Annotated in this window: 9 protein-coding genes; 4 read left to right on the plus strand and 5 right to left on the minus strand. The window is 62.0% G+C overall.

All coding sequences use genetic code 11. The annotated features are described in order from the left end of the window. Nucleotides 1-19 precede the first annotated feature (19 nt). Nucleotides 20-841, plus strand: coding sequence for a carbon-nitrogen hydrolase family protein (locus tag D3250_RS02480; protein WP_119901756.1), 822 nt, complete (start codon nucleotides 20-22; stop codon nucleotides 839-841). A 5-nt stretch (nucleotides 842-846) separates the two neighbouring features. On the opposite strand, the gene D3250_RS02485 is transcribed toward D3250_RS02480, so the two are convergent. The 3 genes from D3250_RS02485 to D3250_RS02495 form a co-directional block, all read right to left on the minus strand. Next, a complete protein-coding gene (locus D3250_RS02485) occupies nucleotides 847-3,252 on the minus strand; it encodes an ATP-binding cassette domain-containing protein (RefSeq protein WP_119901757.1) in 2,406 nt (801 codons plus the stop codon). Between the two features lies 1 nt (nucleotide 3,253). After that, nucleotides 3,254-3,898 carry an ECF transporter S component gene (locus D3250_RS02490; RefSeq protein WP_119901758.1) on the minus strand — a complete coding sequence of 215 codons (645 nt, stop codon included), beginning with the start codon at nucleotides 3,896-3,898 and terminating at the stop codon, nucleotides 3,254-3,256. A 181-nt stretch (nucleotides 3,899-4,079) separates the two neighbouring features. Continuing rightward, nucleotides 4,080-5,012: an aminotransferase class IV gene (locus D3250_RS02495; protein WP_119901759.1), complete on the minus strand. Its 933-nt coding sequence runs from the start codon at nucleotides 5,010-5,012 to the stop codon at nucleotides 4,080-4,082. Nucleotides 5,013-5,069: 57 nt separating this feature from the next. Here D3250_RS02495 and cls point away from each other — a divergent pair, with 57 nt between their 5' ends. Both cls and D3250_RS02505 read left to right on the plus strand, forming a co-directional pair. Further along, the gene (gene cls / locus D3250_RS02500; protein ID WP_119901760.1) at nucleotides 5,070-6,578 is read left to right on the plus strand and encodes a cardiolipin synthase; all 1,509 of its coding nucleotides are present in this window, start codon (nucleotides 5,070-5,072) and stop codon (nucleotides 6,576-6,578) included. Nucleotides 6,579-6,626: 48 nt separating this feature from the next. Continuing rightward, nucleotides 6,627-7,508 carry a hypothetical protein gene (locus tag D3250_RS02505; protein WP_147383462.1) on the plus strand — a complete coding sequence of 294 codons (882 nt, stop codon included), beginning with the start codon at nucleotides 6,627-6,629 and terminating at the stop codon, nucleotides 7,506-7,508. Between the two features lie 13 nt (nucleotides 7,509-7,521). On the opposite strand, the gene D3250_RS02510 is transcribed toward D3250_RS02505, so the two are convergent. Together D3250_RS02510 and D3250_RS02515 are read right to left on the minus strand one after the other, a co-directional pair. After that, nucleotides 7,522-10,296, minus strand: a complete 2,775-nt coding sequence (locus D3250_RS02510) for an MMPL family transporter (protein ID WP_119901762.1) — start codon at nucleotides 10,294-10,296, stop codon at nucleotides 7,522-7,524. 104 nt (nucleotides 10,297-10,400) lie between these two features. After that, a complete protein-coding gene (locus tag D3250_RS02515; protein ID WP_119901763.1) occupies nucleotides 10,401-11,024 on the minus strand; it encodes a TetR/AcrR family transcriptional regulator in 624 nt (207 codons plus the stop codon). 12 nt (nucleotides 11,025-11,036) lie between these two features. Here D3250_RS02515 and D3250_RS02520 point away from each other — a divergent pair, with 12 nt between their 5' ends. Further along, nucleotides 11,037-12,407 (plus strand): anthranilate synthase component I family protein, encoded by a 1,371-nt coding sequence (locus tag D3250_RS02520; protein ID WP_158583048.1) that lies wholly within the window; start codon nucleotides 11,037-11,039, stop codon nucleotides 12,405-12,407. The last annotated feature ends 13 nt before the right edge of the window (nucleotides 12,408-12,420 follow it).

Consider the following 12,420-nt stretch of genomic DNA (forward strand, 5'->3'; position numbering starts at 1 on the left):
GACCCCATAGAGTGAAGCTATGAGAATCGCTGTCGCACAGATCGTCACCGGTGAGGACCCTCAGCAGAATCTGCGGCTCGTTGAGACCTGGACTGCCAAGGCCGCAGAGGCCGGAGCTGAGCTGGTGGTCTTCCCCGAGGCCACCCAGCGTGCCTTCGGGTACTCCTTGGATCCCATCGCGGAGGAGGTGACCGGTCCATGGGCGGATGAGGTGCACAGAATCGGCAGGGAGTACGGCATTGTCATCATTGTGGGAATGTTCACCCCAGGGGAGCCAGCGGCTGAAGATGACCGCCCGCGGGTGAAAAACACCCTTCTGGCGGTCGGCCCCTCCGTTTTCGTCAGTTATGACAAGCTCCACCTCTATGATGCTTTCGGCTTTCAGGAATCGCGAACCGTGGAGCCGGGAGAGCGCGAGGTCCGATTCAGTGCTGCAGGCCTGAAGTTCGGGTTGGCCACCTGTTATGACATCCGGTTCCCCCAGCTCTTCCGCTCCCACGCCGTCAACGGGGCCCATGCCACGATCCTTCCAGCGTCATGGGCTCCTGGGCCCGGCAAAGTCGAACAATGGCGAACTCTGGCCATTGCACGTGCCCTGGACTCCACGCAGTATGTGATCGCCTGCGGCCAGGGTCTGCCCGGCGCCGCGGGTGTGAAAGCTCCGGAGGGGGCGCCCAGTGGGGTGGGCCACTCGCTGATCGTCTCACCCACCGGTGAGATCTTGGCTTCGGCCGGCGACGCGCCGGAGCTGCTGATCGCCGACATAGACTCAGAGACAGTGGAGCGGGCCCGCGAGGTGCTGCCCGTGCTGACGAACGCCCGTCAGGATCTTGGCCTCTGAGGAACCTACATCCACACCAGGTTCCAGGTGTCCGCAATGACCGCAAGAGTGGTCGCTGACCCTGCGACAAACACCCCACCCAGTACGACGCCGCCATCAGCAGTGGTGAACCGCGCCGCGCGCGACCATGTGCGTTCCCCAGCCCCGAAGCCACGTGACTCCATCGTGACCGCCAGACGGGTGGCTATTCGGATGGCCTGCACCAGAAGGCCGAACGCCTGAGAAAAGAAACGCGCGCCAAGTCCACGTGCCCGCCGCGCATGGCCGAGCGTCGTCCAGTGAGCGGCCATCAGCCCCAGCAGGCGCATCCCAGCCAAGGCCCCAAGCACGAAACGGGCGGGCAGCTTCAGCTGTTGGGCCAGTGCATCCGCCAAGTCAGTGGGATCTGTAGTGGAGAAGATCAACACACTCGGCAGCACGATCGCGAAAGCACGGGCTCCCAAAGACAGTCCCATCTCCAGGGAACCGGTCGAAACTGTGGTCACCCCCAGGTCCAGCAGCACCCTTCCTGACTCCTCGGCGGCAATCGCCGCACCCCAGACGGCCATCACAGCGGCGACCGCAAAGATCCAGATTCGCTTCAGAAAGGTCCCCAATCGGATGTTCGCCAGAGGCAGCAGTGCGAAGCTTGCCGCCGCTACCACGGTCGCAGAGACCGGGTCGATGGTGGAGATCAGGGCCAGGGTGATGCAGCATAGAGCAACAAGTTTCGCCAAAGGTCCGCGCTGACCCAGCCAAGAAACGTCCCGTACTGCGGAGAACAGGGGAGTGCTGCTCACCCTGGAATTGCCCGATTCAGGTGCAGGTGACCGGTGAGGTTCTGCGCCGGTGACCTGAAAGGTCCGGGCGCTCAGCGCGCGGAGAAAGTGCTGGTCATGAGTGACCGCAACGACTGTGCCGCCCGAGTCCAAGTGCTCCCTGAGCAGCCCGACGAGCTCCACAAAGGTGTGAGCATCCTGACCGAACGTCGGCTCGTCGAGCATCAGGACCTCAGGCCCGGCGGCCAAGGCCGTCCCCACCGAGAGTCGACGCTTCTCACCCCCGGAGAGGGTAAACGGGTTCACCGCAGCAAGATGGGTCAGACGCAGTCGGTGCAGCAGCTGGCTGACCCGATCCGCCACCTCATGATCTGTGAACAGCGGCTTTTTGGTGCCGGGAATCCTGGCCTGCTCTGCGGAGAGCCGCAGCTCATCTGCGACAGTATGCCGTACGAACTGATGCTCCGGCTCCTGAAAGACGGTGCCGATGCGCGAGGTCAGATCTGCCGAACGCCACTCATGGGGGGAGTCCGCTAACTGGTCACCGTGGCCTCCCTTCAAGAGCGTGCTCGCCGTGATGCTCCCTGCATGAGGAGCCAGCAGCCCGCCGAGAGTCAGGAGAAGGGTGGATTTTCCTGCACCGTTGCGCCCGGTAATACCCGTGGCCACTCCGCTGGAGAGAGTGATATCAACCTCATCGAGCACCGGCTGCGGCGGAAGAGCTTTGCGCCATGACCGACCGGGGCTCTCACGGCTGACAGCAAGCCCCTCTCCGACGAGCAGGGGCAGCACGGCCGACCCCTCGGTGTGGGAGCGCCGATCGGGAGAGACCCAAGTGGGCAGTGAACCCAACGCGTCGTGATGGGGGACCCACAATCCCGCGCTAATCAACTCGGTGCGCAGCGCCTGATCCTGATAGAGGGTGTCTGCCGGAACTCGATGCCGAATGCCACCACCGGGCTCGAGCACCACCAGCGTGTCGACCTCGTCGAGCCAGGCCTCAAGGCGGTGCTCGACCACGATCATGGTGGCACCGGTGGCTTGGGCTGCAGCTAGAACCGAATCACGGACCTGCTCGGCACCCTCGGGGTCGAGATTCGCGGTGGGCTCATCGAGGAGGAGCAGCCCCGGCCGCATAGCCAGGATGCTGGCGAGCGCGAGCCGTTGTTTCTGTCCACCGGAGAGAGCGCCCGTTGAATGATCCAACCTCAAGTGTCCCAGCCCCACCGCCTTCAGCGCGTACCGGCAACGGTCGGGAATCTCCGCTGGAGGCACCGCGAGGTTTTCACAGGCAAAGGCCACATCGTCTCCGATGCGGGAGAGCACCACCTGAGACTCAGGATCCTGCTGCATCAGACCGGCGCGTCCGCGGGCTTGTTCAGGGTGGAGTCCGTCCAGCCGCAACTCTCCGGCGGAATCGGCGTCGTCATCCTGCAGCACTCCGGCGATCGCGTGCAGAAGTGTCGACTTCCCCGCCCCGGAGGCACCTGCCAGGAGGACCTTTTCCCCGGGGGCGATGTCCAGGTTCAGCCCAGCGAAGGCGGGCTGGCTGCGGTCAGCGTGATGGTAACTGAAGTCGGCGGCCGTGACCCTGACTCCCGCGACTGCAGCCTCAGTTGGTGGCTGGGGCTGGTCGGGCGTCGTCGTGCTCATCTCAGGAAGTGGAGGTGGCGGTCGCACGATTCCGAAGGCCGAATGCGGACTCCCGGTGGGCCTTTCGTGACCTCAGCGGTGCCAGCACCCCGGTCGAGGCGAGTCCACGCGTAGCCATCCACGGCAGCACGCCGGCGATCAGGGCTCCGGAGATGGCGAATCCGGCAATGTGGGTCAGGGTGCCGACGGCGTCGTACTGGTAGTAGCTGGCTATCCAGTTTTCGTTGATGCCTCCGGCGAGGCCTGCGGCAGCTCCGGCGAGGACCGCGACGTCGAATGTGAAACGACGGTAGAGGAACAGAAGCAGGATCAGTTCTGCACCGAGTCCCTGCACGAATCCGGAGAGCAGCACACCCAGCCCCCATTGCGAGCCGAGGAGCGCTGACACGGCTGCGGCCACCATTTCGCAGTAGATGGCGGCTCCGGGTTTGCGAATGATGAGCGCGCCCAGCACGGCAGGAAAGAGCCACATTCCGGCCACCAGTGACGCAGTGGGTGGATACACGATGAAGAGCGTACTGACCGCGTGGTAAGAGAGATTCCACCCCCAGAATATGACGCCGGAGGCGACAGCCAGGGTGGATGCCACGACGATGTCGCTGACGGTCCAGCGTTGACGAATGGGTGCAGATGCAGATGTGTTCACAGCGACTTCCTTCGCAGGTTCTAACCTGGGCAGGTTCAAGGGTCTGGGCCGTTAGCCCACTCTCAGCGCCTGTGAGCCGGTGATGGCTCTGCTGCGGACGCTCCCCTGTCGGACGGGTTGGTGTATTCAGTTATCGGGTATTGGGCGCCAGCCTAACACTGGCGGGCCTGCTCCTTCACCCTCACCCGGACTGGGTGAGAAACTCCAGCAGTGCGCTGGTCAGCTCCGCATCGACTGCGACCTCGTGATCGTCGATTCGGCCGATGGGGGAGACGAGTTTCACTGACCCGGTAAGCCATAGAAACTGTGCGGCGTGAAGATCGGCTATGGTGACGGGCCCCGCAGAGGTCTTCCATCCGGCCTGCTCGGCCGCCCGGAAGATTGTGGCTTGAGTGGTGCCGGGCAGAATGCCGGCCTCTGCACTCGGGGTCATCAGCTGGACCTGCCCGTCACTGGTGCGGTGCCCCAGCAGAATGGACGATACCGGACCTTCCAAGACGTACCCGTCTGAAGTGGTGAAGATGACGTCGTCGTGCCCGTGAGCCACCGCCCAGCGCAGTGCCGCCATATTCACCGCATAACTGAGTGTCTTCGCTCCAAGGAGCAGCCAAGGGGCGCGTTCGGAGGCGGTCGAATCGTATCCACGGTCTAGGAGGGTCACGCTGATGGGGCGGCCGCGAGACTTCTTGACCTTCTCCGAGACCGGAGTCAGCAGCGCCCAGTAGGTCCCTGAGTAGGCCGGGTCGTCGCTCGCCGGCTCACCGTCAACACCCCGGGAGGCAGTGATGCGAACGGCGAGCTCATCGGGAAGGCCTCCGCGAGTGCGGAATTCCTCCAGGCCCAGCTCCACTGCCGCTCGCCATGATGCATGAGGAGGAATGGCGATATCTGTGATGGCGGCTGAACGCTGCAGCCGTTCCAGGTGGGCTGAAAACTTCCGGACATGCCCTTGGACGGCCAACATAGTCTCGAAGATCCCGTCGCCGCGCACCGCGCTGAGGTCCGTGACCCGCAGCTGGGGCTGGTGGGGGTCGAAGATGATTCCTTCTGGGTGTTCAGCGTCGATTCGCACGCCGACAGCGTGCAGGGCATCTTCATCAAAGCGTTCAGCCATACGTTCAGCTTATACCCGGCATAGGATTGATTGGATGAAGAGGATCGGGGGTGCTGAATGCTGTGGCCGCTGAGCGGACTGGGCATAGACGGCCTACCGTATTGGATCGTCATCATAGTGGTGGTGATCGAGGTCGGTATCCGAATAGTCGTCCTCGGCATCATTCCGGACAACCGCCGACCCAACACTGCGATGGCATGGCTGTTGGCCATCTTTTTCATACCGATTGTGGCCCTTCCGCTGTTCCTGCTTATTGGCCGGAACAAGCTGTCATCGCGCAGACGGCAGCGGCAAGGAGCCATCAATGAGGCGCTGCTGGAAGCGACCAGCCATTTGCATCTGTCCGACCAGCTGCGTGACTATGATGAGCAGCTCAGCGCCACGGCTACACTGAACCGCAATCTCGGAGCCTTTCCCCTCCAGGAGGGCAACCACATCACACTGATCTCCGGTTACCAGAACTTTTTCATACGGCTGGCCGCGGAGATCGACGGAGCCGAAGAATATGTACACGTCATGTTCTACATCGTCGGTGAGGACCCTGACTACGCAGGACCGGTGCTCGACGCCATGGAGAGAGCGGCTGCCCGAGGTGTCACCGTCAGATTCCTCTTCGACCACTTAGGAACCATGCGGGTGCGCGGTTATGGCAGACTGCGCCGCCGACTCAAGGAAGCATCCCGGAAGTGGCCGCATTTTCAATGGCGCCGGATGCTGCCGATCCAACCCCTGCAGCGACGATTCTCCCGGCTCGATCTGCGAAATCACCGAAAAATCGTAGTAGTCGACTCTCAGGTGGCGTTCACCGGTTCTGGGAACCTTATCGAACCGCACTACCAGCGCCGATCCGCGCAGCGAATGGGGCGCCGCTGGATTGAGATCAATGCGAAGGTCACCGGTCCCGTGGTGACTGGCTTGGACATCGTTTTCGCCTCAGACTGGTATGCCGAAACTGGTGAAAACCTGGGAGCTAAGCTGTTGGTTGACCTGCAGGCCGACGAAGAGGCAGGAGGTGGATCGCTGGTCCAAGTTGTGCCCTCCGGTCCCGGCTTTCCGGAGGAGAACAACCTCCGGCTCTTCAACGACCTCATCTACCAGGCCACCCACCGGCTGATCATCTGCACCCCGTATTTGGTCCCTGACGATTCGCTGCTCTATGCAGTGACCAATGCCGCGCACCGGAATGTGGATGTGATCGTTCTCGTTACCCGCAAGGCAGACCAAATCACCGTCCAACATGCGCAGCAGTCCTACTACCAAGCACTCCTGGAGGCAGGGGTCCGGATTTTCCGATACCCCGAGCCTTACGTGATGCACTCAAAGTTCATGCTCGTAGACGACAACGTGGCAGTTCTGGGGTCCTCCAACATGGACATGCGGTCATTCTCACTGAACCTGGAAGTCACAATGATGATCGTTGACGACGTGAAGGTCATTGAACTGGTCGACATATTCGAGCAATACCGCAGCGTCTCAGACGAGCTTGATCTGGGCGAGTGGGCCGCGAGACCGTGGGGCACACGGTACCTGGACAACGTATTCCGACTCACCTCAGCTCTTCAGTGATTGTCAAGAGGCTGCAAAGTTCTGAAAATTTCCTCTATCCTGGTGCGCGTGCTTTTGCCGATTCTCAGGTCACCTACCCGGAACAGCCCCCGGGGCGTGGTGTCAGTCTTCGCAGTCGCCGCTATCGGCCTTCTCACCGGCTGCGGGGGGTCAAGCCCAAGTGATGCAGAGGTGGAGCAGCAAGGGACCCAGGGGGCTAACGGGGCCACAACCGGAGCGGAAGAACCTGCCACGAGTCAGGAAGATGCGTCTGGGCGTTCGACTCAGAATGGGGAAGAGGACGCGGAGCCCCATGCGCTGACCGACGAAGAAAAGCTCGAGGTTCTGCTCAGTACGGCTGACATGCCTGTCTCGCCAGAGGGTCATTCCACCTACGAGAGTCTCTCCTACTTCCAGGAGAGCATCGCAGTGGAGTACACGCTTTACCAGGAGACCTTCGACGAATCCGAATGCTCTGCGGTGATGGACCGCATCAACATTGACCTCATCGGAGAGGAACCGCAGAGCGGGCTGGCGCACGCCTACACGTTGCCGGCCGAGGAGGGTTCAGACGAGGACTACCGACCACACATCTATGTGTGGGTGCTCAGCTACGACCGCGGGGTCGACACTTCCAGTGTGTGGAACCACGTTCATGAACACTGCACAGGTGGGCAGTTGGCTTCCGGCACTGAAGAGGTGGAGATTGCACCTTTCACCTTGGAGGACAGCGCGGAGCTTCGCACCGACGGTATCTCGATGGTTATTCACCGTGACGGCGAACCGATCGCTTCACCAGCAGCCGTCCGCCACTCCATGACGGTCGATTTCGGCGACAACCTAGTAATGCTCTCTGCCGTGGGTCTGGACGATTCAGAGTTTGCTGAACTGGCCGCCGTCCAGGCTCAGAAGCTGGCCGACCACGCTGAGACGCTCGACGAGGAGGCCTGAGGAGTCGCGATCCTCAGGAGCGGGAAGCTGCCGGGACGGGAGCGTCCTCTGCCGCTCCGGATTCTGATTCCAGAACGCGTTCGAGCTTGGCACCCTCCACATCGACATTGGGAAGGATCGAATCCAGCCACTTCGGCAGCCACCACGAAGCCGGTCCGCACAGGTGCAGCAGCGCCGGCACAAGAAGGAGCCGGACGATGAAGGCATCGAGCAGAACTCCGACCGCCAGGCCCATTCCGATAGCGGCGACCATGGGGTCAGGGGTGAAGATGAACCCTGCGAAGACGCTTGACATGATCAGTGCTGCGGCGACCACTACGGAGCGTCCAGCGTGGAGGCCTTGCCGAACGGCCAGCCGGGGAGCGGACCCGTGGACGTAGGCCTCTCGCATCCCGGAGGCGGTGAACAGCTGATAGTCCATTGCCAAGCCGAACAGGATTCCGATCATGATGACCGGCAGGAAGGTGACGATCGGACCTGGGTTGGAAATGCCGAAGATATCGGACAACCACCCCCATTGGAAGACGGCCACCACGCTGCCCATGGCCGCAGCCACTGAGCCGATAAAGCCGAGTGTGGCGATGATGGGAAGAAGCAAGGAGCGGAAAACCATCACCATCAGCACCAGGGATAACCCCACGACCAACCCCAGGTATAGCGGCATGGCATCGGCGATATGATCCGAGATGTCAATGTTGGCTGCTGTCAGCCCTGCGACGGAAAGCTCAGTTTGCTCCGCGAGGTCACCGGAGAGCACCTCGCCCTCGCGGAACTCGTGCACCAGCTCTTCCACCGATTCGGAGGCTGGCCCGTCTTGCGGGATGACCTGATACACCGCGATCGTCTGCTCATCATTGGCCCCGGCCTGAACGGCGGCATCGATGTGCCGATGCGCACTCAGCTCCTCGGCTAGATCCAACTGCAGATCTTCAGACTCCTCCGCAGAAAGGTCAGGTACCAGATCAGCTACGACGATGAGCGGACCGTTCATGCCTTGACCAAAGGCCTCCTCTGTCGCGGCATAGGCCTGGTAACCGGTCGAATCCTCAGGCTCAGTACTCGCGTCAGGCAGACCCAGGCGCATGGAGAGCGTCGGCACGGCCATAACAGCCAACAGCACCAACGCGCCAGCGGCAATGAGCACGGCCTTTCCGGTGGGCATGGGGGTGGTGATGCGCTGGTGTTCCTGCATGCCGATGTAACGCCGTTCCGGACGCCGCAGGATTCGGTGCCCCACTAGGCTCAGCAGGGCTGGGGTCATCGTCACAGCGATGAGCACAGCGATCGCCACACATGCAGCCGCCACAGTGCCCATCAGGGCGAGAAACGGCAGTCCAGAGACGTTAAGCGCCAACAGGGCGATCACTACCGTCGCTCCTGCGAAGACCACGGCGTTGCCGGCTGTTCCGGTCGCCAAAGCGATGGACTCTCGCAGCGGTGTCCCTGCCTTCATCTGCCTGCGGTGCCGGTGAATGATGAACAGCGAATAGTCGATGCCTACGGCAAGGCCAAGCATGAGACCGAGGATCGGAGTCATCGACATCATCTCCACAACTGCGGAGAGCGACAATGCTCCGGCTACACCAATACCTACGCCGACCACAGCGTTGAGCAGCGGAAGACCGGCGCCCACGAAGGTGCCGAGCATAATGACCAGCACGGCTGCGGCAATCATCAGTCCGATAGCCTCCGCGACGGAGAAGAGGTGGGGAAGCTCCACATTCAGGTCGCCTGAGGGCAAGATCTCCACCCCATCAATATCGGCGGCCATCAGCTCGGCGGAGACCGCCTCCAAATCCTCAGTTCCTACCTGCTCGAGGGGAACCTCGAAAGTGATCACCGCGACCGCGGTGCCCTCGTCTTCAGACACCATGCTCGCGCCTTCCGCAAGCGCTAACGCACGCTCGCCGCGCTCTACCGCCTGCGCCGGATCATCGCCGTCCAGGCTGTCCTCCAGCTGGGCCAGCTCCTCCTCAGCGGCCTCTAGCTCCGCACGCCCCTCATCGAGTTCAGATTCGGCAGCCTCCAGTTCCGCGACACCCTGCTCGGCCTGCTCCACCTGGGCCAGTGCAGCCTGAAGCTGTTCGCGCTCGGCCACCACTTCGGCGCGAGCGCTGTTGAGATCATCTTCCACCGCGGGCCAGTAGCCCCCGGCGAGCGCCTCATCCACCTGCGCGTCGAGCTCTTCGTCTGCTTCATCCAGGGCCGCCAGGCCACCTTCGATCTCCCCGCGCGACTCAGCTAATGCATCCAGGCTCATCCCGCCAGCCGCCAGCCCGTCCTCCAGCTCCTCCCATCCAGCCTCAACCTCCGCGCTAGCCTGCTCCAGCTCTTCGCGGCCCTCATCAATATCCTGACGTGCGTCTGCGACGCTGAAGTCCTCCGGGAGCTCCTCCAATTGCTCGCGGGCCTCTTCCAGCTCCTGACGACCCTCGGCAAGCTCCGTCTCTGTTGCGAAGGGGCTGGTGGTGGACTGGATGATGTCATTCTCTTCAACGTCCCGGAGGAGGTCCTCGGTCGCGTTAATCTGCCCCTCGGTGAAAGGCTCACCGTCGGAGGTGCGGAAGACGGTGTTCGCAGAGCCGCCGGACATTTCTGGCAGTTCTTCAGCCAGTCGGTCTGCTACCCGAGTCGTCTCCAATTCCGGCACACTGATCTGGTCAGTGAGCTGTCCACCGAATCCAGCAAAGGCAGCCACCGCTGCCAGCAGCATCACGAACCAGGCGGCGATGACTGTCTTCGCGCGGCGGGCGGCGATCGTGCCGAGGCGGTAGAGCATCGTGGCCATAAATCAGGGGTCCTTCGAAAGTCAGAAGATCGCGGACAACAGTGCCATCATATATGGAACGTCGCGTCTCGTTATTAGTTTGAATGTTTCAGAGGAAGGTCGCATCAGCGGCGCAGGACGCCCCTCAGCACTATGTCAACCTGTGTTTGCAACCACTGGTGGTCAGGCTTCCCCACTGTCAGCAGTCGGATAATGAAGGGATCCATGATCGCTGAGGCCACGGCGGCCGGGTTGACACCTTCACGCAGTCCACCTGCTGCAGCCTCCTGCCGAATGCGCTCTGTCAGCTCCATGTCATCCCAGACCGAACGCTCCTTGAAGAGTTGTCTGGTCTCCTCACCTCCCGTGACCAAGGCGCCCATCAGGCTCCGAGCCATCACCTCAGTGTCATGCATCTGAGACCTCTCTAGCTCGCAGTCCAGCCACGTCGTGAGGTCCGCGCGCAGGTCTCCGGTATTCGGGACGCGTTCGAAGCTCAACTTCAGTCGTCCGGTCATCAGCGATTCCAAGACCACGGCCGCCTTGTTCTTCCACCAGCGGTATATGGTCTGCTTTCCGACACCCGCCTCAGCTGCGATCCGCTCGACGGTGAGCTCCTCGTAACTCTGCCCCTGGTCATCCAGCAGCCGGGCCACAGCATCGAGAACGGATTGGTGCGCTTCTTCGCTGCGCGGCCGCCCCCGTCGCGAATCTGCCTCAGCTGCCATGAGCACTATGGTACGACTCATAGGATGATCACCATGTCGTCAACTTCGCTCTGGCCTACGGTGAAGCTGCCCGTGGCAGAGGATGCGGCCGCCTTACTTTTCAGCGCCCTTTGGCAGCGTCTGGGTGCACATGTCTGCGCAGCGTTCTTGGACAGCAGCGACCATGCGCGCACTCCAGCTCCAGCACGCAGCCGTTACAGCGTCCTTGCCTTTTCCTCCGCTGAAGGACAGAGCGTCGTCCTCAGCTCTGCTGCGTTCGAATGGTTGGAGCAGAATTGGCCTCATGAGGGCGTGCAGGCAGCCGACGGCGCCAGCTCGTCTGCACCGTTCCAGCTCGGGTGGGTGGGATGGATCGGTTATGAGAACCAAGCCCGCTTCTTCGCTGCGGACCGCGCGGTCGTCGTCGACCACCACCTGGGAACAGCCGAAATTCAGGGTGCGGGAGAGGACAAGGAATGGCAGGACTTGGTTCACTCAGCAGCAGGAGCACTTGACTCCGCTCCTTCTGCTGCGCCGCCGGTTCAGCTGAGGGGCCTCACGGTGCGCGATTCCCGGATGGCATACCTCGCCAAGATTCGCGCCGCGCAGACAGAGATCCGGGATGGGAACTCCTACGAAGTCTGCCTCACCACAGCAGTCAGCGGGCGCTTGCGAGGTAGCCCCTGGGACGCATATTGGGCGTTGCGAGAGCGCAATCGAGCTCCCTTCACGCAGTTTCTGCACTTTCCGGAGGTTCAAGGGCATGATGCCATGGCGATACTGTCCACTTCCCCCGAACGGTTCGCCTCCATCGCTGCCGACGGGAGGATCCGCTCGGAACCTATTAAGGGAACCCGACCCCGCGGTGCCACGGCTGAGGCGGATGTTGCGGCACTGCGGGACTTGCAGAGTCACCCTAAAGATCGGGCGGAGAACGTCATGATTGCCGATCTGGTGCGTAATGACCTCTCAGTCCACGCAGAACCCGGTACCTTGCGCACGGAACGTTTATGCGCGGTGGAGAGTTATCCGACTGTGCATCAAATGGTCTCTACCATCAGTGCGACACTCGAGCCCCACGCGAAGCGTTCCCGGGCACTTGCCGACGCGTTTCCGCCGGGTTCCATGACCGGAGCGCCGAAAACATCCACGATGAACATACTCGCTGAGTTGGAGACCGGCCCCCGGGGGCCCTATTCGGGGGTGGCCGGATGGTTCAGTTCTACAGGGGCCTGTGACCTGTCGGTGCTGATCCGCACAGCAGTGCTGCGGTCGACCAGCAGCGGCGAGGATGCCGATGAATGGAATTTCCATCTCGGCTTGGGTGGTGCCGTCACCGCTGATTCGGATCCAGATGCGGAATGGGAGGAAGTCATTACCAAGTCACGCGGAGTCCTGAACGCCCTGGGAGCAGAGTTTCCGTAGACCCAGGCCGCCC

The organism is Nesterenkonia natronophila (genome assembly GCF_003595215.1).
In the GTDB taxonomy this organism is placed as follows: domain Bacteria; phylum Actinomycetota; class Actinomycetes; order Actinomycetales; family Micrococcaceae; genus Nesterenkonia; species Nesterenkonia natronophila.